This window comes from Metapseudomonas resinovorans, from assembly GCF_002003485.1.
GTDB lineage: Bacteria > Pseudomonadota > Gammaproteobacteria > Pseudomonadales > Pseudomonadaceae > Metapseudomonas > Metapseudomonas resinovorans_D.
The window spans coordinates 38269-58353 of the sequence record NZ_BDMA01000084.1 but is presented as its reverse complement, the minus strand read 5'-3'; the positions used below and the strand labels follow the sequence as shown (position 1 = coordinate 58353).

The 20085-nt window shown below is 64.9% G+C and carries 19 protein-coding genes; 6 read left to right on the top strand and 13 right to left on the bottom strand.

What is annotated here, in order from left to right; all coding sequences use genetic code 11:
* Nucleotides 1-319 precede the first annotated feature (319 nt).
* Entirely contained in the window at nt 320-1696 is a 1377-nt protein-coding gene (locus tag MnOB_RS22960) for an MFS transporter (RefSeq protein WP_077526596.1), read from the top strand.
* A gap of 338 nt (nt 1697-2034) precedes the next feature.
* On the opposite strand, the gene MnOB_RS22955 is transcribed toward MnOB_RS22960, so the two are convergent.
* The 3 genes from MnOB_RS22955 to MnOB_RS22945 form a co-directional block, all read right to left on the bottom strand.
* Complete coding sequence (locus tag MnOB_RS22955) at nt 2035-2913, bottom strand: DMT family transporter (protein WP_077526595.1); 879 nt, start codon at nt 2911-2913, stop codon at nt 2035-2037.
* 52 nt (nt 2914-2965) lie between these two features.
* On the bottom strand, nt 2966-3781 hold the full coding sequence (locus MnOB_RS22950; RefSeq protein WP_077526655.1) for a sugar phosphate isomerase/epimerase family protein: 816 nt from the start codon (nt 3779-3781) through the stop codon (nt 2966-2968).
* Between the two features lie 389 nt (nt 3782-4170).
* Nucleotides 4171-4947, bottom strand: coding sequence for an IclR family transcriptional regulator (locus tag MnOB_RS22945; RefSeq protein ID WP_077526593.1), 777 nt, complete (start codon nt 4945-4947; stop codon nt 4171-4173).
* Nucleotides 4948-5214: 267 nt separating this feature from the next.
* Between MnOB_RS22945 and MnOB_RS28925 the strand changes: the two genes are divergently transcribed.
* The 4 genes from MnOB_RS28925 (at nt 5215) to MnOB_RS22930 (ending at nt 9479) form a co-directional block, all read left to right on the top strand.
* Nucleotides 5215-5385: a hypothetical protein gene (locus MnOB_RS28925; protein ID WP_158713851.1), complete on the top strand. Its 171-nt coding sequence runs from the start codon at nt 5215-5217 to the stop codon at nt 5383-5385.
* A gap of 97 nt (nt 5386-5482) precedes the next feature.
* Nucleotides 5483-6751 (top strand): OprD family porin, encoded by a 1269-nt coding sequence (locus tag MnOB_RS22940; protein WP_077526591.1) that lies wholly within the window; start codon nt 5483-5485, stop codon nt 6749-6751.
* A gap of 155 nt (nt 6752-6906) precedes the next feature.
* The gene (locus MnOB_RS22935) at nt 6907-8622 is read left to right on the top strand and encodes an FAD-dependent oxidoreductase (RefSeq protein WP_077526589.1); all 1716 of its coding nucleotides are present in this window, start codon (nt 6907-6909) and stop codon (nt 8620-8622) included.
* 32 nt (nt 8623-8654) lie between these two features.
* Nucleotides 8655-9479, top strand: a complete 825-nt coding sequence (locus tag MnOB_RS22930; RefSeq protein WP_077526587.1) for an aldo/keto reductase — start codon at nt 8655-8657, stop codon at nt 9477-9479.
* A gap of 367 nt (nt 9480-9846) precedes the next feature.
* Here the strand turns inward: MnOB_RS22930 and pcaC are convergent, their stop codons facing one another.
* From pcaC to MnOB_RS22890, 8 genes are all read right to left on the bottom strand, one after another.
* The gene (pcaC, locus tag MnOB_RS22925; protein ID WP_077526586.1) at nt 9847-10242 is read right to left on the bottom strand and encodes a 4-carboxymuconolactone decarboxylase; all 396 of its coding nucleotides are present in this window, start codon (nt 10240-10242) and stop codon (nt 9847-9849) included.
* Nucleotides 10243-10328: 86 nt separating this feature from the next.
* Nucleotides 10329-11117 carry a 3-oxoadipate enol-lactonase gene (gene pcaD / locus MnOB_RS22920; RefSeq protein ID WP_077526584.1) on the bottom strand — a complete coding sequence of 263 codons (789 nt, stop codon included), beginning with the start codon at nt 11115-11117 and terminating at the stop codon, nt 10329-10331.
* A gap of 9 nt (nt 11118-11126) precedes the next feature.
* Nucleotides 11127-12488, bottom strand: a complete 1362-nt coding sequence (locus tag MnOB_RS22915) for a 3-carboxy-cis,cis-muconate cycloisomerase (protein WP_077526582.1) — start codon at nt 12486-12488, stop codon at nt 11127-11129.
* Between the two features lie 130 nt (nt 12489-12618).
* A complete protein-coding gene (gene pcaF / locus MnOB_RS22910) occupies nt 12619-13824 on the bottom strand; it encodes a 3-oxoadipyl-CoA thiolase (RefSeq protein ID WP_077526580.1) in 1206 nt (401 codons plus the stop codon).
* Entirely contained in the window at nt 13821-14603 is a 783-nt protein-coding gene (locus tag MnOB_RS22905) for a CoA-transferase subunit beta (RefSeq protein WP_077526578.1), read from the bottom strand. The genes pcaF and MnOB_RS22905 overlap by 4 nt, the downstream gene beginning before the upstream one ends.
* Complete coding sequence (locus MnOB_RS22900; protein ID WP_077526576.1) at nt 14603-15451, bottom strand: CoA transferase subunit A; 849 nt, start codon at nt 15449-15451, stop codon at nt 14603-14605. Before MnOB_RS22900 ends, MnOB_RS22905 begins: the two co-directional genes overlap by 1 nt.
* Before the next feature lie 155 nt (nt 15452-15606).
* Entirely contained in the window at nt 15607-16107 is a 501-nt protein-coding gene (locus tag MnOB_RS22895; protein ID WP_077526575.1) for a VOC family protein, read from the bottom strand.
* Nucleotides 16108-16267: 160 nt separating this feature from the next.
* A complete protein-coding gene (locus MnOB_RS22890; RefSeq protein WP_077526574.1) occupies nt 16268-17317 on the bottom strand; it encodes an NAD(P)H-dependent flavin oxidoreductase in 1050 nt (349 codons plus the stop codon).
* A 94-nt stretch (nt 17318-17411) separates the two neighbouring features.
* Here MnOB_RS22890 and MnOB_RS22885 point away from each other — a divergent pair, with 94 nt between their 5' ends.
* Nucleotides 17412-18275, top strand: a complete 864-nt coding sequence (locus MnOB_RS22885) for a LysR substrate-binding domain-containing protein (protein ID WP_077526573.1) — start codon at nt 17412-17414, stop codon at nt 18273-18275.
* An 11-nt stretch (nt 18276-18286) separates the two neighbouring features.
* Here MnOB_RS22885 and MnOB_RS22880 read toward each other — a convergent pair whose 3' ends face one another.
* Nucleotides 18287-18736 (bottom strand): GFA family protein, encoded by a 450-nt coding sequence (locus MnOB_RS22880; protein ID WP_077526572.1) that lies wholly within the window; start codon nt 18734-18736, stop codon nt 18287-18289.
* Between the two features lie 172 nt (nt 18737-18908).
* Nucleotides 18909-20078, bottom strand: coding sequence for an iron-containing alcohol dehydrogenase (locus MnOB_RS22875; RefSeq protein ID WP_077526570.1), 1170 nt, complete (start codon nt 20076-20078; stop codon nt 18909-18911).
* Nucleotides 20079-20085: the final 7 nt, after the last annotated feature.

Genomic DNA, 20085 nt, shown 5'->3' with positions numbered 1-20085 from the left:
ATCACTGCCCAGACCAGTCACCCGGATGACCCTGCGATTGCAACCAGCACCACGCCATAACAATTTCAAGAAACGGGTAACAGCTCATGCTCACTACCAGCTACCTGATCGAAATCCCCTCTCCCAGCCGGCTTGCCACGGCACCCAGATCGAGTGCGACACCCAGGTCGCCACTCTGAACTGACTCCCTGACAGAACTCGGACGGCGAACCGGCCCGCTCCCGACGAGCACCGATACGCCAGCGTGCACGCGTTCCAGCATGGCTCCACGCCAACGGAACGTGAGTCCGGCTACCTAACAAAAACAATGGAGACATCGATGGCTACCACCTCCAGCTCCCAAGCCAAGAAAGCAACCGCCAGCGGATGGATAGGCTCCGCCCTGGAGTACTACGACTTCTTCATCTATGCCCAGGCGGCAGCCCTGATCTTCCCGCAGATCTTCTTCCCCAACACCGATCCGAAAATGGCCATCATCGCCTCGCTGGCCACTTACGGCGTCGGCTACCTGGCCCGCCCGGTGGGCGCCTTCGTGCTGGGCCACTGGGGTGACACCCGCGGCCGCAAGAACGTGCTGCTGCTGTGCATGTTCCTGATGGGCATCTCCACCATGGCTGTCGGCCTGCTGCCGACCTACCACGACATCGGCATGCTCGCGCCGGTGCTGCTGGTGCTGTTGCGCCTGGTCCAGGGCTTCGCCGTGGCCGGTGAGATTTCCGGCGCCAGTTCGATGATCCTTGAACACGCGCCATTCGGACGACGCGGCTACTACGCCAGCTTCACCCTGCAAGGCGTCCAGGCCGGCCAGGTGTTGGCAGCTGCCGTGTTCCTGCCCCTGGCCTACTTCATGCCGAGCGAAGCCTTCAACGAGTGGGGCTGGCGGATTCCGTTCCTGCTGAGCGCCTTCGTCCTGGTGGCCGGTTTCATCATCCGTCGCGAAGTCCATGAGACCCCGGCCTTCGTCAATGAAGAGAACCAGCAGAAAGTCGCCAAGTCGCCGGTGACCGAAGCCTTCCGCCACAGCTGGAAGAGCATGGTGCTGGTGATGTTCATGGCCCTGATGAACGTGATCCCGGTCGTGGCCACCATCTTCGGTGCCGCCTACGCGGTGCAGCCGGCCTACGGCATCGGCTTCGACAAGAGCGTCTACCTGTGGATTCCGGTGGTAGGCAACATCGTCGCAGTGCTGGTCATCCCCTTCGTCGGCAACCTCTCCGACAAGATCGGCCGCCGCCCGACCATGATCGCTGGTTGCCTGGGCTCCGGCCTCCTGGCCTTCGTCTACCTCTACGCCATCAGCATCCAGAACGTGCCGCTGGCCTTCGCCACCTCGATCCTGATGTGGGGCATGGTCTACCAGGGCTACAACGCGGTGTTCCCGAGCTTCTACCCGGAGCTGTTCCAGACCCGCTACCGCGTATCGGCCATGGCCATCGCACAGAACATCGGCACCATGCTGACCGCCATGCTGCCGGCGCTGTTCGCCACCGTCGCCCCGCCCGGCTCGGACAACATCCCGGTGGTGGTCGGCAGCCTCGCCTTCCTCATCACCTGCGTGTGTGCCCTGGCCGCCTACGTGGCACCGGAAACCCACCGCCTGGCCATGGAAGACCTCGGCAACCCGAACGCCAAGCCGATGGACAAGAACCAGTACGAGTCCAGCCGCCAGAACAGCATGCGCGCCGTCAGCCACTGATCGCACCAGCTGCCAAAAGGAGAAGGCCCCATACGGGGCCTTTTCTTTTTTGTTGGCCCACCTCTGGAACAGCCCTGTAGGGGCGATTTCAATCGCCAAGCAGGACGCAGTCCTGCCTTGTAGGAGCGAATTTATTCGCGAAATTGACCAGGCACCGTGCCAGCCGCTGACCACCCTCACCCCCGGCCCCTCTCCCGCACGCGGGCGAGGGGTGACTCACGGATCACCTTTGGCACAGTCCTGTGGGGGCGATTTCAATCGCTAAGCAGGGCTCAGCCCTGCCCTGTAGGAGCGGACTCATCATGGTTGAAACCGCTCCCACAACTGGCACGCAGCCCTCACCTACCCCGCTGCATCCACGCCGCGCCCAATCCACTCAGGCAGATAATGGCGATCCCCACCAGGCTGGTCGTGTCAGGCATCTGGGAAAAGATCAGGAAACCCAGCAGGCCGGCAAACACGATCTGGCAGTAGCCGAACGGCGCCAGCAGCGCCGGCGCAGCGACGCGGAAGGCCTGGGTCAACAGCAGGTGCGCAGTCATACCAGCTCCGCCCAGCGCGAGCATCAGCAGGCCGTGGCCCAGGCTCGGCACTTGCCAGAAGAACGGCACCAGCGCACTCATCGCCAGGGTGTTGCACAGGCCAGCGAAGAAGTTGCTGGTGGTCGGACTGTCGTGGGCCGCCACCTTACGCGTGAGCACCTGGTAGAAGCAGAACCCCAGCGCCGAACAGAACGGGAACAGGATCGCCGGCGTGAACAGCTCGCCACCGGGATGCACCACTACCAGCACACCGACGAACCCCATCACCACCGCAAGCCACTGCCCCAGGGTGACCTGCTCCTTGAGCAGCGGCACCGACAGCGCGGTGACCAGCACCGGCGCGAGGAAGTTGACCGCAGTCGCCTCGGCCAGGGGAATGTATTGCAACCCGGCGGTAAACAGCAGGCTGGTGCTGAGCAGGCTCAATGCGCGCAACACCTGTAACACCGGGCGCCTGGTTCGGAGGACGCGAAGGCCGGCCTGGGGCAGGAAAATGCCGGCCATCAGCAGCGTGTGCACCAGATAGCGAGCCCAGACGACCATGACGACCGGGTACAGGCCGCCGAGGAACTTGGACAGGGCGTCATGCCCGGCGAAGAGGAAGGTGGCCAACACCACCAGCAGGATGCCCCGCAGCGGTTGGTTGGCTCCGGATAGAGGGGCATTCGTACTCATGGGTCACTCAAAAAAAGACGCGGCCCAGCCGGCCGCGTGAAGGGGTGAAATCTCAGATGCGTTCGAGCAGCGCCCGCGCCTTGTCCAGCGCCATCTGTGCACGCACCTGGGCGCTGACGCCCTGCTCCATGAGCTGGCGCGTGGGGATTTCCAGGCTGAGGGGAATGTTCGCCGGCAAGGTCCGCAGCAGGCCGGCGAGATCACTGTCGCCATCGCCGGGGAAACGCCGCTCGTTGCGCGCCTGGCGAAGGATCTCATCCATGTCGTCCGGACGTGGACCGGCCACGTCGCAGAGCTGGGCATAGCGCAAGCGGGCCGGCGCGACCCTGGCGAGGTCGTCAAGGCACGACGCTGAGCGATTGAAGTGGAAGGCATCCACCAGCACCGCACCGTTTTCCCGCCCAGCCGCCTCCACGATGCGCAGGGCCTGGGTCAGGTCACGCGCGTCGGTCCAGGGCATGAACTCCAGGCTCGGATAAATACCAAAGCGCGCAGCCAGGTCGCAGAAAGCCGCGAAGTTGTCGGTAAGGCGCGCCTCGTCACCGTCGTTACCGGCCACCAGCACCTCCGTGGCGCCGAACTCGGCGCCTACTGCAAGCACGGCCTCGAAGTCGGCCACGCGGGTTTCCGCCTTGAGCCGCAGGATCTCGATGTCCATCACCCGCACGCCGGTATCACGCAAGCGATCCAGGGTCTGGCGGCGCAGTCCTGCATCGGCCACCAGCGGGAAGTGGTACTCCTCGGGTGTGGCGGGCACCAGCCGCAGGCCGACATGGCTGTAGCCGGTACGGGCGGCCACCTCCACCATTTCAGGCGGTGAAAGTTCGAGGACGGTGAGCGCGGCGAGGGAGAAAATTCGGTCAGTCATGTTCTTCTCGGAATCCAGTTCCACAATTGGATTTGCGATATTTAGAACCTCGTTCCAAATAATCTCAAGAAGAAAATTCGACTAGTCGACGGGGCTGATTCGCCGGTACGAAGCAAGGAGTGCTGGAGGCTATGTGGGGGCGATTCAGTTCGGTCTGGACCGTAGGGTGCGCTGCGCGCACCGACTTCAGGGTCAGCCTCGGCACCCCGTCAAACCGCCGGTGCGCACGGCGCACCCTACCAGATTGGCTTCATCCTGCTAGCGCGCGGACTCGAATTGTCACAGCCAGATCCGGTGAATCATGACCACGTCCTCAGGACGTGGTTTCCCAAGTTCAAATGAATTCGCTCCCACAAGACAGCGCGCGGAACCGAAACGGGTGCCCGGACTCAGACGAAAAACTCGGACGCCTGGCTCGCTGCGGTGAGCTCTTCCACCGCCGCCAAGAGCTGCGGCGCAACCTCATGCATGCGCGCTTCCGGCAGGCGCGCCGTGGGGCCGGCGACGCTGAGCACGCCGATGGGCCTGGCGGTACGCGGATCGCGCACCACCGCGGCCAGGGCCGACATGCCAACCGAGGAGCTTTCCACCACCCAGGCGTAGCCATGCTCGCGTGCCAGGCGCAGGCGCTCCAGCAGTTCGATGTTGGAGCGCGGGGCGTTGGGCCCGAAGTCCTTGCGGTCAGCCACACCCTGGCGTTCTACCAGGACCAGCGCTTCGGCATCGCTCAGGCTGGCCAGCCAGGCATGCCCGGAGGCGGTGTAGAACAGCGGTGCATCGCGCCCCATGTCGGGGTCGTAACGCAGGCCGGAACGCGCACCCTGGGATTTGACGATCCAGGTCAGGCGATCGCCGTCGATGACCCCGAGGCGCACCAGTTCACCGGTCTCCTGGGCCAGACGATCGAGGATCGGCTGGACGATGTCGGCGCCGCTGCTGGCGAGGTAACGGAAGGCCATGGCCACCAGGCGGGTGGACAGTTGGTAGCGGCTGTTTTCCTCGTTCTGGCGCACGTAACCGAGGCGGATCAGCTCAGCCAGCATGCGGTGGGTGGCGCTCTTGGGAATCTGCAACTCGTCGGCCAGAGTCTGCATCGGCAGACCGCGTGGGTCGCTGGTAAGGCGTTCGATGAGGCTGAAGGCGCGTTCGATCTGGCTACCGGCCATGGGAGAGGGTCCTCTGGAATATCCGCCGATTCTAGAAGACAACGCCGTCCTTAAGAAACCTGGAACCTCGACGCCGGTTTCACACAGAAAATGTACGGAATGGTTAGTTTTCGTTCGATTATCGAACGAAAGCGCTTTCGACCGATTGAACGCGAGGCTGGCGGATTTCACTATCGATCCCAGGTGCGAGGCGTTGCCGCAACCAGCCTGCGATCCCCAGCGACGCCTCGCCTTTTACCGACATAAATACAAGAAAGGTCGACCACGATGCTCCAGTCACCCACACCCAATGCCTCGTCGCCCATTCCCGGGCCGTCCTTCGATTGCGCTTCCCCTTTCGCCTCCGTTGCCCTGGTCCAGCTGGCCAGCGGTGAAGGCCTGGGCGATCGGCTGCAACGCTGCGTCGCACGCCTGATCGAGCGCCGCAAAGCCCGCTGACGCCAGCCGCAAATCCAACCCTGAGCTGTATTCGCGCAAGCGCCGCGAAGGGGCTTTTGCGCACCCGAGAACAACAATCACAGAGGCAAGAACGAGCATGAATTCCACCCGCCGCCAGGCTCAATCCTTTGTCCCGCGCATCCTCGCCGCCGCCGTTTCCCTGGCCGCCCTGCCCGCACTGGCTGCCGATGAGCACGGTTTCGTGGAAGACGCCACGGCCACGCTGAACCTGCGCAACTTCTACATCAACCGCAACTTCGTGAACCCGACCTACCCGCAAGGAAAGGCCGAGGAATGGACGCAGAACTTCATTCTCGATGCCAAGTCAGGGTTCACCGAAGGGCCGGTGGGCTTTGGTGTCGACATGCTCGGCCTGCTCTCGGTGAAGCTCGATGGTGGCAAGGGCACCCGTGGCACCCAACTGCTCCCGGTGCATGACGACGGCCGTCCCGCCGACGACTTCGGCCGCCTGGCAGTGGCCGGCAAGATGCGCGTGTCGAAGACCGAGCTGAAGGTCGGCGAGTGGATGCCGGTGCTGCCGATCCTGCGTTCCGACGATGGCCGCTCCCTGCCGCAGACCTTCCAGGGCGGCCAGGTCACCTCCCAGGAGATCGACGGCCTGACGCTCTACGGTGGCCAGTTCCGTCAGAACAGCCCGCGTAACGACGCGAGCCTGGAAGACATGTCCATGAACGGCCGCGCGGCCTTCACCTCGGACCGCTTCAACTTCGCCGGCGGCGAGTACGCCTTCAACGAGAAGCGCACCCTGGTCGGCCTGTGGTACGCCGAGCTGGAAGACATCTACCAGCAGCAGTACCTGCAGGTGATGCACAGCCAGCCGGTGGGCGACTGGACCCTCGGTGCCAACCTCGGCTACTTCAACGGCAAGGAGAACGGCAGCGCCCTGGCCGGCGACCTGGACAACCAGACCTGGTCGGCCCTGCTCTCGGCCAAGTACGGTGGCAACACCTTCTACGTCGGCCTGCAGAAAGTCAGCGGCGACGATGCCTGGATGCGCGTCAACGGCACCAGCGGCGGCACCCTGGCCAACGACAGCTACAACTCCAGCTTCGACAACGCCAAGGAGAAATCCTGGCAGCTGCGCCACGACTACAACTTCGCCGCCGTCGGCGTGCCCGGCCTGACCCTGATGAACCGCTACATCAGCGGCGACGACGCCCACGTCGGCAGCGTGACCGACGGCAAGGAATGGATCCGCGAAACCGAGCTGGCCTATGTGGTGCAGTCCGGTGCGTTCAAGGCGCTCAGCGTGAAGTGGCGCAACTCCAGCATCCGCCGTGACTTCAGCAACAACGAATTCGACGAGAACCGTCTGATCATCAGCTATCCGCTGTCGATCCTCTAATCCTTTGGTAAGCGTGCTTCACCCCCCTTCGGCCCGCCATCTGGCGGGCTTTTTTATGTTCGCTGACCGGCCACTTGCACCCCCCCGGCCTTGGTCACGGGAGATAGCATCAATAGAATACGGAACATAGTTCCAGTATTTGAGGTTACTTCGACATGCCTGCCGCACACCCTGCTCCCCATCGCCTTGACTGCGACCTGCTGGTAATCGGCTCCGGCGCCGCGGGCCTTGCCGCCGCCGTCACCGCCGCCCATCACGGCCAGAAAGTAATCCTCGTCGAAAAGGAACCGGTATTCGGTGGCGCCACCGCTTGGTCCGGCGGCTGGATGTGGGTGCCGCGCAATCCATTGGCCCGGCGTGCCGGTATCGAGGAGGACATCGAGCAGCCGCGCACTTACCTGCGCAACGAGCTGGGCGAACACTTCCGACCGGAACTGGTGGATGCTTTCCTCGAAACCTGCCCGGAAATGGTGAGCTTCTTCGAACAGCACACCGCGCTGCAGTTCGTCGATGGCAACGGGATTCCCGACATGCACGGAGACACTCCCGGCGCCGCCAGCGGTGGCCACCAGGTGATCGCCGCGCCGTACGACGGACGGGAAGTCGGCAACCTCTTGCTGCGCCTGCGCAAGACCATGCGTGAAACGTCCTTCATGGGCATGCCGATCATGGCCGGGGCCGACCTGGCCGCCTTCCTCGGCATGACCCGCTCGCTACGTGCCTTCGTCCATGTGGCGCGGCGCTTCCTCACTCACCTCTACCACTTGGCCCGTTACGGGCGTGCCATGCACCTGGTGAACGGCGTCGCGCTGGTGGCACGCCTGGCCCGGTCGGCCAACGACCTCGGCGTGCAACTGATGGAATCGGCGCCTGCGCGCCGGCTGATAGTCGAAGGCGGCAGCGTTCGTGGGGCGGTGATCGAGCGGGACGGCATAGAAGTCGCCATCCATGCCAGGGCCGTGGTGCTGGCAGCCGGCGGCTTCCCCAATGACCCGGTGCGACGCAAGGCCATGTTCCCCCGCGATATCAGTGGCCACGACAACCTTGCCCTGCCCCCGGCGTCCTGCTCCGGCGACGGCCTGCGACTGGGTGAATCCGCCGGCGGCGTCGTGGCCGACGACCTGCGTTCTCCCGTGGCCTGGGCGCCGGTATCCCGAGTGCCCTACCCCAACGGCACCTTTGGCCATTTCCCCCACATCATCGATCGCGGCAAGCCCGGGATCATCGGCGTCCTCAGCAACGGCAAGCGCTTCGTCAACGAAGCCGGCGGCTACTACGACTACGTGGACGCCATGAACAAGGCTGTTCCGGAAGGTGAGGAAAGCTGTTCCTGGCTGATCTGCGACCACCGATTCCAGCGCCGCTACGGACTGGGCTTCGCCCGCCCCGCCCCTGTTCCGCTCTGGCCCCACGTGCGCAATGGCTACCTCAAACGCGGCAGGACCCTGGTCGAACTGGCGCAAGCCTGCGGCATCGACGCCGCCGGGCTGACCACCAGCGTGGCTGCGTTCAACCACCATGCACGCCACGGCGAAGACCCGGAGTTCGGGCGTGGCAGCACCGCCTTCAATCGCCGAAACGGGGACGCCTTGCATAAGGGTTCCAATCCCTGCGTGGCGCAGATCGAGCACGGCCCGTTCTATGCGGTAAAGGTCCAGCCAGGCTGCTTCGGCACCTTCGCCGGTCTGCGCACCGATGGACAGGCACGGGTACTGGACGCGAACGGCCAACCGATTCCCGGGCTCTATGCAGCAGGCACCGACATGGCCAGCGTGCTGGGCGGGCACTACCCGTCCGGCGGGATCAACCTGGGCCCGGCCATGACCTTCGGCTACATCGCCGGCCGCCATGCGGCAGGCATCCCCCAATGAGCAAGCCTCTATCCACGAACAAGGAGTCATCCATGCGGAATCTCACCACCGCCCAGGGACTGAACATGCCCCAGCTCGGCCTCGGCACCTGGCCCATGACGGGCGAGGAATGCACCCGTGCCGTGCGCCAGGCCCTGGAGCTGGGCTACCGCCACATCGACACCGCGCCCGCCTACGAGAACGAGGCCGCCGTGGGTGAAGCCCTGCGCCAGAGTGATGTAGCTCGCGAATCCATCCATCTGACTACCAAGGTCTGGTGGGACAAACTACAGCCGGCCGCCATGCGCCAGTCGCTGGAAGACAGCCTGCGTGCCCTGGGCACCGAGCAGGTGGATCTGTTCCTGATCCACTGGCCGGCCAGGGACTGGGACCTTGCGCGCAGCATCGAAACCCTGGTGGCCCTGCGCGATGAAGGCAAGGCGCGCTGCATCGGCGTCGCCAACTTCCCCCTGGGCCTGTTGCGCCAGGTGGTTGATGACTTCGGTGCACCGCTGTCCGCCATCCAGGTCGAGTACCACGTCATGCTCGACCAGCAGCCTCTGCTGGACTACGCCCGCAGCAAGGGACTGGCGCTGACCGCCTATACCCCGCTGGCACGCGGCCTGGCGGCGGAGCAGGAAGCAATTCGCCAGATCGCCGAGAAGCATGGCGTCCTTCCCAGCCAGGTAGCGTTGAAATGGTTGCTGGATCAGGAGGGCGTCGCCGCCATTCCGAAGGCCTCAAGCAAAGCGAACCAGCAGTCCAACCTGGATGCCCTCAAGGTGCAGCTCGATGATGAGGACCGCGCCCTGATCGCCGCCCTGCAGAAGGACAAGCGCGTGGTCAGCCCGGACTTCGCGCCGGAGTGGGATGCCTGATGGCGGGAAATGTGGGGCGACTGCGTCGCCCTTGGCGAATGAATTCGCCCCTACAGGATTCCGCCGAAGGTGAACCGTGAGTCACCCCTCGCCCTCTGGGAGAGAGGCCGGGGGTGAGGGTGGTCACCGGCTGGCACGGCGCCCAGCCACTTCGCGAATGAATTCGCTCCCACAAAGGGCTCGGTCCAGCACCTAACCTGTGGGGGCGATTTCAATCGCGATACAGGCCGAAGGTCTGCCCAATGGGGCAACTGCGTTGCCCTTGGCGAATGAATTCGCCCCTACATAGAGAGCGAAACACACACCACCCCCAATAAAAAACGCCGCCCGGATGCGTGGTCCGGGCGGCGTTCTGCTTTTGCGGGGATCAGCCTTGCAGCGATTCCACGCCCAGCTCATCCCACACGGCTTCGGCCAGGTGGAAGGTGGCATTGGCGGCGGGGATGCCGCAGTAGATGGCGCTCTGCATGATCACTTCCTTGATCTCGTCGCGGGTCACGCCGTTGTTCTTCGCGGCGCGCAGGTGCAGCTTCAGCTCGCCCTCGCGGTTCATGCCGATGAGCATGGCGATGGTCACCAGGCTACGGGTATGACGCGGCAGGCCCGGGCGGGTCCAGATATCACCCCAGGCGTGGCGGGTGATCATTTCCTGGAACTCTTCGTTGAACGGCGTGAGGTTCTGCAGGCTGCGGTCCACGTGGGCATCGCCCAGCACGGCGCGGCGTACCTGCATGCCGGCTTCGTAGCGTTCTTTCTCGTCCATTGATAGGTCCTCGAATCGGGATCGTAGGAGCGAGCTCTGCTCGCGAAAAGCGCATTCGCGAGCAGAGCTCGCTCCTACATCAATAGTCAGGCGGTCAGGAAAGCCAGCACGCGCTGGCTGAAGGCGTCGCCGGCCTGCACGTTGGACAGGTGCGCCGCATGGAACTCGACCAGCTCGGCGCCGGCAATGCGCTCCTGCATGAAGCGGCCGTGCTCGGTGGTGGTCACCGGGTCGCCGCTGCCGCAGACGATCAGGGTCGGTGCGGCGATGCGGCCAAGCTGCTCGCGGTAGTCGGCATCACGTACGGCGGCGCAGTTGGCGGCGTAACCCTCGGGCGAGGTTTGCGCCAACATGCCTACGATGGGCTCGACCTTGGCCGGCTCAGCCTCGGCGAAATCCGGGGTGAACCAGCGGGAAATCGAAGCGTCGCGCAGGTCGCGCATGGCCTGGGCACCGCCGGAGAGCACGGTGTCGATGCGCGGGTTCCAGACTTCCGGGGTGCCGATCTTGGCGGCGGTGTTGCACAGCACTAGGCGCTCGATGCGCTCGGGTGCGTTGATGGCCAGCCACTGGCCGATCAGGCCGCCCATTGACAGGCCGCAGAAGTACGCCTTCTCGATGTCCAGGGCATCCAGCAGGGCCAGCACGTCACCGCCCAGTTGCTCGATGCTGTAGGGGCCTTCGCTGACCAGGGACTTGCCGTGGCCACGGGTGTCGTAGCGCAGCACCTGGAAGTGCTGGGTGAAGGCCGGGATCTGGACATCCCACATGTGCAGGTCGGTGCCCAGGGAGTTGGACAGCACCAGCACCGGCGCACCGGCCGGGCCTTCGAGGAGGTAGTTCAGGTCGCCATCGGCGAGACGTACGGCAGGCATGCAAATCTCCTAGCGCGAAAAATGTTGGTGATCGGCAACGGCGCGTTCGACCCAGCGACGCGCCTGTCCGAGGTAATGGGCCGGATCGAGCAGGCGGTCCAGCTCGGCGGCGGAAAGTTGTCCGCTGACTTCGGCATTGGCACCGAGCACGACGCGCAGGTGGGCGCTCTCCTTCACCGCCTGGCGGCAACACTGCTCCACCAGGTGATGGGCGGCGTCACGACCGATGCGCTGGGCAAGGGCGATGCTCACGGCTTCGGCCAGCACCAGCCCCTGGGTCAAATCGAGGTTGCGGCGCATGCGCGCGGCATCGACTTCCAGGCCGGGCACCACCAGCAGCGCCTGCTGCAGGGCACCGGATACCAGGCAACAGAGTTCTGGCAGGGTTTCCCATTCGGCATGCCACAGGCCGAGGCTGCGCTCGTGCTCCTGGGGCATGGCGGCAAACATAGTGGATACCAGGCCCGGCGCACGGGTGGCGGCGCCGATCAGCACCGCGGCGCTCACCGGATTGCGCTTGTGCGGCATGGTGGACGAACCACCCTTGCCCGGCGCGGACGGTTCGAAGACTTCACCGGCTTCGGTCTGCATCAGCAGGCTCAGGTCACGCCCCAGTTTGCCGAGGCTGCCGGCGATCAAGCCGAGCAGGCTGGCGAACTCCACCAGGCGGTCGCGCTGGGTGTGCCAGGGTTGGTCCGGCAGGTTCAGGTCCAGTTCGCGGGCCAGCGCTTCGGCCACCGGCCAGGCCTGATCGCCCAGTGCAGCCAGGCTGCCGGACGCGCCGCCGAACTGCAGACAGAAGAGGCGCGGCTTGAGCTCGGCCAGGCGTTGGCGATGACGAGTGACGGCGCCGAGCACCCCGGCGAGCTTCATGCCGAGGGTGACGGGAGTGGCCTGCTGCAACCAGGTGCGACCGGCCAGCGGGGTATCGGCGAAGCGTTCGGCCTGCACCGCCAGGGCCTGTGCCAGGCCGGCAAGGTCCTGCTCCAGCAGCTCGGTGGCGGCACGCAATTGCAGCACCAGGCCGCTGTCCATGGCGTCCTGACTGGTGGCGCCGAGGTGCACGTAGCGTTCGGCGTCCGTGCTCTTGGCCGCGACTCGCTTGCCAAGGGCCTTGACCAGCGGAATGGCGGAATTGCCGGCTGTGGCGATGGCCTGGGCCAGCGCGGAGTAGTCGTAGAGTTCGGCCTTGCAGGCGGCCTCGATGGGGGCGACGGCGTCGCCGGGGATCAGGCCGACGCTCGCCTCGGCACGGGCAAGTGCGGCCTCGAAGTCCAGCATGCCCTGCACCCGGCCCTGGTCGGAGAACACCGCACGCATGGCAGGCTGGGTGAAATAGGCGTCGAAGAGTTGGTTGCTCGGGCTGTTCAAGCCAGTGCTCCAGAAATCGGGATGGTGTTTCGTTTTATAGCAGCCGGCCGCGCGGGGCCAGCTTTTGCGCGGAGCAGCCGGTGCGCACGGCGCACCCTACGGTAGGGTGTGCCGTGCGCACCAAGAGCTGTCAGACGCGCTCGATAGCCAGGGCCAGGCCTTGGCCGACGCCCACGCACATGGTCGCCAGACCCAGCTTGCCGCCGGATTTCTCCAGCTGGTGCAGGGCGGTCTGGACCAGACGCGCGCCGCTGGCACCCAGCGGGTGGCCGAGGGCGATGGCGCCGCCGTTCGGGTTGACCTTGTCGCTGTTGTCGGCGATGCCGAGTTCACGCATCACGGCCAGGCCTTGAGCGGCAAAGGCTTCGTTCAGTTCGATCACGTCGAAGTCGCCGATGGCCAGGTTCAGGCGCTCCATCAGCTTGCGCACCGCCGGCACCGGGCCGATGCCCATGACGCGCGGGGCAACGCCGGCGCTGGCCATGCCGAGCACTTTCGCGCGCGGGGTCAGACCGTGCTTCTTCACCGCGTCGGCGGACGCCAGGATCAGTGCCACGGCACCGTCGTTCACGCCAGAGGCGTTGCCGGCGGTGACGGTCTTGCCTTCACCGTTGACCGGTTTCAGCTTGGCCAGGGCTTCGAGGGAGGTGTCCGGACGCAGGTGCTCGTCCTGGTCGACCACGGTCTCGCTCTTCTTGCCCTTGATCACCACCGGGACGATTTCCTCGGCGAAGAAACCTTCAGCCTGGGCGCGACCGGCACGCTGCTGGCTGCGCACGGAGAACAGGTCCTGGTCCTCACGGGAAACCTGGTAGTCGTCAGCCACGTTGTCCGCGGTTTGCGGCATGGCATCGACGCCGTACTGGGCCTTCATCAGCGGGTTGATGAAGCGCCAGCCAATGGTGGTGTCTTCGATTTTCTGGGTGCGGCCGAAAGCGCTGTCGGCCTTGCCCATCACGTAGGGCGCGCGGGACATGGATTCCACGCCACCCGCAATCGCCAGTTCCATTTCGCCCGAGGCGATGGCGCGGAAGGCGGTGCCCACCGCATCCATGCCCGAAGCGCACAGGCGGTTCAGGGTGACGCCCGGAATGCTGTCCGGCAGGCCAGCCAGCAGCAGCGCCATGCGCGCTACGTTGCGGTTGTCTTCGCCGGCCTGGTTGGCGCAGCCGAGGAACACCTCATCCAGCTGATCCCATTTGACCTGGGGATTGCGCTCCACCAGGGCCTTGATCGGGACGGCGGCCAGGTCGTCGGCGCGAACCGGTGCCAGCGAACCGCCAAAGCGGCCGATGGGCGTGCGGATGGCGTCGCAGATGTAGACCTCGCGGCTCATTCCTCACCCCCTTGCTGGCCGTGGGCGGCGGCGGTACGGGCTTCCAGGGCGCGCAGCGCAGTCAGCTCGGTCTCGTTCGGAGCCTGAGTCTCGGACACATCGGCGGCGAAGCGAATGGCCCAGCCGGTGTTCTCGATTACCTGCTCGCGGGTCACGCCCGGGTGAAGCGAGGTGACGATGAATTCGTTGGTGCCGGCTTCTGGCTCCATGATGCAGAGGTCGGTGATCAGCGCTACCGGGCCTTTGCCGGGCAGGCCAAGCTGCTTGCGGTGGTCGCCGCCTTCGCCATGGCCGACGGAGGTGATGAAGGCCAGCTTGTCGACGAAGGTGCGATGGGACTGCTTGAGGATGATCAGCACTTCCTTGGCGGAACCGGCGATCTCCGGAGCACCACCCGCGCCCGGCAGGCGCACTTTCGGGCTGTTGTAGTCGCCGATCACGGTGGTGTTGATGTTGCCAAAGCGGTCTACCTGGGCAGCACCGAGGAAGCCGACGTCGATACGGCCACCTTGCAGCCAGTAGCGGAAGATTTCGCCGGTGGGCACCACGGTGTCAGCGGTTTCGGCCAGTTCGCCGTCGCCAATGGACAACGGCAGCACGCTCGGCTTGGCGCCGATGGGGCCGGACTCATAGATCAGCACCACGTCCGGGGACGAGGTCAGGCGCGCCAGGTTGGCGGCCTTGGACGGCAGGCCGATGCCGACGAAGCAGACGGCGCCATTCTTCAGGCGGCGGGCAGCCGCCACGGTCATCATTTCATTGGTGGTATAGGAGCTCATCACTTGGCCTCCGCAATCTTGGCTTGGAATTCGCTGAAATCCTTGGTGCCGCGGATGTACTCATCGATCCAGGCAGTGAAGGTTTCGCGGTTGCGGGCGATCGGGTCCCAGGCCTGGTAGAAGCGGTTGTCGCGCTCGTAGTAGCCGTGGGCGTAGGACGGATGGGCGCCACCAGGTACGTGGCAGACAGCGGTCAGGGCCCAGGTGGGCAGGACGCAGGCGTTCATTGGCGCGTTCAGGTCGTCGACGATTTCCTCGACGGTGACGATGCAACGCTTGGCTGCCAGGGCCGCTTCCTTCTGCACACCGAGGATGCCCCAGAGCAGTACGTTGCCCTTGCGGTCGGCCTTCTGTGCGTGGATCACGGTGACGTCCGGGCGAACCGACGGAACCGCCGCCAATTGTTCGCCGGTGAACGGGCACTGGATGAACTTGATGTTCGGGTTGACCTTAGGCAGGTCGGAACCGGCGTAGGCGCGCAGCACGGCAAACGGCAGGCCCGAGGCACCGGCCACATAGGAGTTGGCCAGGTCGGCATGGCTGTGCTCGTCGATTTCCAGGGCATTCGGCCACTGCTTCTCGACGGCGTCACGCAGGCGGTGCAGCGAGCCCACGCCAGGGTTACCGCCCCAGGAGAAGGTCAACTTACGGGTGCAGCCAGCGCCGATCAGCAGGTCATAGACCAGGTCGGGGGTCATGCGCACCACGTGCAGGTCTTTCTTGCCCTGGCGAATGATTTCGTGGGAAGCGGCAGTAGGAATCAGGTGGGTGAAGCCCTCGAGGGCTACTTTGTCGCCGTCGTTGATGAAACGCTCGACGGCTTCGCGGAGGGAAATGATTTCAGCCATGGTCGATCTCGTGTTGTTATCCAGGGCGTTTAGGGCGCCGGGTGAGCAAAAAGTACTCCCCGGCCCCCTCCCGAACAATCCGATAATCGACTATTGGTGCGGTTATCGAACGGATGTGTATCTAGCTACCTAATCCGTTCCAGCCTGCAGCGGCCTCAACCGTCGAAGGCTTTTTTCAGTGCCGCGACGTCCAGTTTCTTCATCTGCATCATGGCTGCGAACGCGCGCTGGGAACCCGCCGACTGCGAGTCCTCAAGCATCTTGATCATCGCGATGGGTACTACCTGCCAGGAGAGCCCGTAGCGGTCCTTGAGCCAGCCGCACTGTTGGGCGTTCGGGTCGCCTCCGGCGGAGAGCTTGTCCCAGTAGTGGTCCAGTTCCTCCTGATCGTCGCAGTGGATCTGGAAGGACACAGCCTCATTGAACTTGAACACCGGGCCGCCATTGAGCGCGGTGAAGCGCTGGCCGTCCAGTTCGAAGTCCACGGTGAGCACCGATCCTGGCTCCCTGCCGTGGACGTCCCGGCCCGCCTCGCCATAGCGGCTGATAGCAGTGACCTTCGAATTGGGGAAGATACCGATGTAGAAGTTGACCGCGGCCTCTGCCTCGGTGTCGAACCACAGGCACGGGACGATGGTGTGAATCCGCTTGCTCATGGCGCACCTCCTGATTGGGTGGGATGACGATAGACGATCATCCCGTGGTCGATTGGCGCCCCGACGGATCGACATGGCTCGATGAATTCCTGTAGGAGCCAGCTTGCTGGCGAAGCGATCCCATTCGCTGGCAAGCCAGCTCCTACAGGGTGCATCCCGCTCAGGCGTGCATTTCCTCCACCAGCACTTTCACCAGCTCTGCCGCGGGCATCTCCCTCGCCAGCGGCGCGCCCTGCCCCGCCCATTGCACGGCGAAGTCGTTGCAGCCCCTGGCGCTGGCGGCGGCATGCAGGGCCTTGGCGGCATCGTAGGTGTTCGGGTAGTCAGGCAAGGCTGGCGCATTCGGGGTGTCGAGGTCGGTCCACAGGCGGTTGACCATGCCACGGGCGGCGCGGCCGGAAATCGCGGCGGTGATGCGCGTCTGGTGGGCGCGCTCGCCTTTCAAGGCCGCGCGGTAAGCGGCGTTGGCGGCGGACTCCGGGCAAGGCACGAAGGCGGTACCCAGTTGCGCGCCCTGGGCACCCAGCACCAGCGCGGCGCGGATGCCCTGCCCGTCCATGATTCCTCCAGCGGCGATCACCGGAATGCGGCAGTTGCGCGCGATCAGCCTCACCAGTGCCAGAGTGCCGATGCCAGCATCGCCCTTCTCGGGCTCGAACACGCCACGATGGCCGCCAGCTTCGATGCCCTGGGCCACGATGGCATCGACGCCTGCTGCCTCCACCAGGCGCGCCTCCTCCAGGCTGGTGGCGCTGGCCAGCAAGCGGATGCCTGCGCTCTTCAGCGCGTCGATCCAATCCTGCGGCGGGAGGCCGAAGTGGAAACTGACGACTGCCGGACGCTCATCCAGCAACAGCTGCGCCATCTCGGGATCGGCAAGGAAGCTCTTGTAGATCTCACGAATACCGGCCGGCGGTTCGGCGTCGAACTCGGCGAACAATGGCCGCAGGTGTTCCAGCCACGCGCCCTCGCGCTGCGGATCGGAGACTGCCGGCCGGTGGCAGAAGAGGTTGACGTTGAAGGGTCTGCTGGTCAGGGCACGGGTTTCCGCGAGCATGGCGCGAGCCTGGGCCGGGTTGCTGGCACCAATGCCGATGGAGCCCAGGGCGCCGGCATTGGACACGGCAGCCGCGAGGGCCGGGGTGGAAACACCCACCATGGGGGCCTGGATGATGGGGAATTCGATACTGAGCAGTTGGGTGAAGGACATGACGCAGCGACTCCTGGACACGTGAAAACCTGGCCAATCTATCTTAAATGGAGAATAATTTTAAGTATTCATTCTCCAATAGAGATTATTTACCATGGATCTATCCAGCCTGGAGATATTCCGTGCCGTGGCCCTGGAGCACAGCGTGACCCGTGCGGCCCAGCGCCTGCAGCGAGCGCAGTCCAACGTCACCACACGGATTCGCCAGCTAGAGGAAGAGCTGGGCACGCCCCTCTTCCTCCGTGAGGGCAAGCGCATGACCCTGACCGATCGCGGCCAGGCCTTCCTCGACTACAGCGAGCGCCTGCTGGCCCTGGCAGACGAAGCGCGCCAGGCCATGCACCCCCAGCAACCCGGCGGTCGCCTACGACTCGGCAGCATGGAAAGTACCGCTGCCAGTCGTCTGCCCGCACCCCTCGCGCGCTTCCATAGCCAGTGCCCTGACGTGGAGCTGGAGGTGAGTACCGGCACCAGCCAGGCTCTACTGGAAGGTGTTCTGGCGCGGCGCCTTGATTGCGCCCTGGTGGCCTGGCCAAAAGGCCAGGAGGAAGTCGTCGCGATGGGACTGGAGGCGCAGCCGGTGTTCCTGGAGGAATTGCTGCTGGTCCTGCCAGCCGGCCACCCGCCGGTAAAGGGACCGTCCGATGTCCAGGTGCGCGGGCTGGCGGGATTCGCCGAGGGCTGCACCTATCGGCAGATCGCCGAGAACTGGTTGTCCGGCGAAAGTCGCCCGTTGCCGAAGGTCCAGCAGGTGGGTTCCTACCACGCCATCCTCGCCTGTGTGTCGGCTGGCGCCTGCGTCGGCATCCTGCCGCGCTCGGTGCTGGAGCTGCAGCGCGAACTCCCGCCGGTCCTGCAACTGCCCCTCATGCAGGTCGAAACCCTGCTGGTGTGGCGCCAGGGTTATTCCACGGCCGCCTTCGAGGTGTTTCGCCAGGTGCTGTCCAGCAACGCCTGAGCCCTTGGCGATCAGGCCTCCACGGGCGCGCCACTGTCGCCCCAGCCCTGGTGACGCGGCAGGCCATCGTCGGGCAGGGTCAGGAGCGGATGCTTGGAGCGCGCGAACACGTAGCGGTCCGGCTTGCCGCCGGCGTCGGAGTCACGGTCCAGCGTCGGTATGTGTACCAGCTCGAAGTCGGGGAAACTGTCGACGTGCAGGTACATGTGGCAGCCGCATTCGGAGCAAAAGTAACGGTGACAGGTGGACTTGGAGTGATAGCACTTCAGCTTGTCGGCATTGGCAGTGATCCTGAAGGCGTTGCGATCCACGACTGCGATGATCGCCATGGCACCGCCGCAGATGTCGGTGCAGTCGGTGCACAAACAGTAATGCACCTCCGCGGGCCTGGCGTTGTATTCGTAGCGCACCGGGTTGTCGTCGCACCGGCAGCCACCGACCGCCCTGAATGACTCGGTCATGTCAGTTCTCCCATCGAATTTGAATCCGCACGGCGCCGCACCGTGCCGGCGTGCACCGACGAGGGTCTGGTTCGTGGACGTGGGGAGAACGCCGGGAAAGTAGCCCGGAGCGGGCCTGGGCCCGCGTGGGCACGGATCAGGTGGACCTCACCGCTGCATTGATCAGATTAGTTCAGAGCCGACCGTGCAGCGCCTTCTCGAAGATGCGGCTGTACGCCTGGGCGTCGTACTGGACCGGATTGGTGCCAGCGGACGGATCGACTTCGGCCATGCGTCCGACCTGCTCCACTCGCCCGTCGTCGATGCCGATGTCGCCCAGGCTGTGGGGAATATCCAGTTCGCTGCGCAGGTTCACCACCCAGTCGAGCACGCCGGCAAAACCCGCCTTCGGCAGGCCCAGGTAGCGCGCCAGACTTGCCATGGGACCCTCTATATGAGCTCGATTGGCCTGCAGCACGTAGGGCATCAGCACGGCATTGAGCAAGCCGTGGTGGGCGTCGTATAGCGCGCCAAGAGGATGGGCCAGCGCGTGCATCGCCCCAAGGCCGCGCTGGAACGCGGTCGCGCCCATGCTGGAAGCCACGAGCATCTGCAGCCGGGCTTCGACATCGCTGCCCTTTGCGTTTGCCCGAGGTAGATAGTCCTTGACCAGGCGCATGCCCTCCAGGGCGATGCCGGCGGCCATGGGGTGATAGAGCGGTGAGCAATAAGCCTCCAGGCAGTGGGACAGCGCATCCATACCCGTGGCAGCGGTGATTTTCGGCGGCAGGCCGACGGTGAGTTCCGGGTCGAGGATGACGATCGCCGGCAGCATCCGGGCGTGGAAGATGATGCGTTTGATATGCGCCTGGTCGTCGGTGATGACCGCCGCGCGACCGACTTCGGAACCGGTACCGGCCGTGGTAGGTACGGCAACCACCGGGGCCATGCCAGCCACGTTGACGCGCGACGCGTTGTCGCCGACGTCCTCAAAGTCCCAGAGCGGCCGATCCTGCCCCACCATCAGGGCGATAGCCTTGCCCGCATCCAGCGCCGAGCCGCCACCGAAAGCGATCACGCCGTCATGCCGACCCGCCTTGAATGCGGCCACGCCATCCATCACGTTCGGTCCGGTCGGGTTGCCCTTGATCTGGTGGAACAGCCCCGCCGTGAGTCCCGCATCGCGGCATTGGCGCAATGCCAAATCGATCATCGGCAACGCCGCGAGCCCCGGGTCGGTGACCAGCAGCGGCGCCTGCATACCCAGCTCCCGGCAAGCGGAGTCGAGTTCCTTGATGCGTCCGACACCGACGCGCACCGATGTCGGGTAGTTCCAGTTCATGCGGTAGTGGCTCGGGTCCATGTCGCGC

Excerpts from the sequence above, each read along its gene's own strand:
- MnOB_RS22960 (WP_077526596.1), top strand. The coding sequence starts at position 320 with ATGGCTACCACCTCCAGCTCCCAAGCCAAGAAAGCAACCGCCAGCGGA.
- MnOB_RS22955 (WP_077526595.1), bottom strand. The coding sequence starts at position 2,913 with ATGAGTACGAATGCCCCTCTATCCGGAGCCAACCAACCGCTGCGGGGC.
- MnOB_RS22950 (WP_077526655.1), bottom strand. The coding sequence starts at position 3,781 with ATGACTGACCGAATTTTCTCCCTCGCCGCGCTCACCGTCCTCGAACTT.
- MnOB_RS22945 (WP_077526593.1), bottom strand. The coding sequence starts at position 4,947 with ATGGCCGGTAGCCAGATCGAACGCGCCTTCAGCCTCATCGAACGCCTT.
- MnOB_RS28925 (WP_158713851.1), top strand. The coding sequence starts at position 5,215 with ATGCTCCAGTCACCCACACCCAATGCCTCGTCGCCCATTCCCGGGCCG.
- MnOB_RS22940 (WP_077526591.1), top strand. The coding sequence starts at position 5,483 with ATGAATTCCACCCGCCGCCAGGCTCAATCCTTTGTCCCGCGCATCCTC.
- MnOB_RS22935 (WP_077526589.1), top strand. The coding sequence starts at position 6,907 with ATGCCTGCCGCACACCCTGCTCCCCATCGCCTTGACTGCGACCTGCTG.
- MnOB_RS22930 (WP_077526587.1), top strand. The coding sequence starts at position 8,655 with ATGCGGAATCTCACCACCGCCCAGGGACTGAACATGCCCCAGCTCGGC.
- pcaC (WP_077526586.1), bottom strand. The coding sequence starts at position 10,242 with ATGGACGAGAAAGAACGCTACGAAGCCGGCATGCAGGTACGCCGCGCC.
- pcaD (WP_077526584.1), bottom strand. The coding sequence starts at position 11,117 with ATGCCTGCCGTACGTCTCGCCGATGGCGACCTGAACTACCTCCTCGAA.
- pcaF (WP_077526580.1), bottom strand. The coding sequence starts at position 13,824 with ATGAGCCGCGAGGTCTACATCTGCGACGCCATCCGCACGCCCATCGGC.
- MnOB_RS22905 (WP_077526578.1), bottom strand. The coding sequence starts at position 14,603 with ATGAGCTCCTATACCACCAATGAAATGATGACCGTGGCGGCTGCCCGC.
- MnOB_RS22900 (WP_077526576.1), bottom strand. The coding sequence starts at position 15,451 with ATGGCTGAAATCATTTCCCTCCGCGAAGCCGTCGAGCGTTTCATCAAC.
- MnOB_RS22895 (WP_077526575.1), bottom strand. The coding sequence starts at position 16,107 with ATGAGCAAGCGGATTCACACCATCGTCCCGTGCCTGTGGTTCGACACC.
- MnOB_RS22890 (WP_077526574.1), bottom strand. The coding sequence starts at position 17,317 with ATGTCCTTCACCCAACTGCTCAGTATCGAATTCCCCATCATCCAGGCC.
- MnOB_RS22885 (WP_077526573.1), top strand. The coding sequence starts at position 17,412 with ATGGATCTATCCAGCCTGGAGATATTCCGTGCCGTGGCCCTGGAGCAC.
- MnOB_RS22880 (WP_077526572.1), bottom strand. The coding sequence starts at position 18,736 with ATGACCGAGTCATTCAGGGCGGTCGGTGGCTGCCGGTGCGACGACAAC.
- MnOB_RS22875 (WP_077526570.1), bottom strand. The coding sequence starts at position 20,078 with ATGGACCCGAGCCACTACCGCATGAACTGGAACTACCCGACATCGGTG.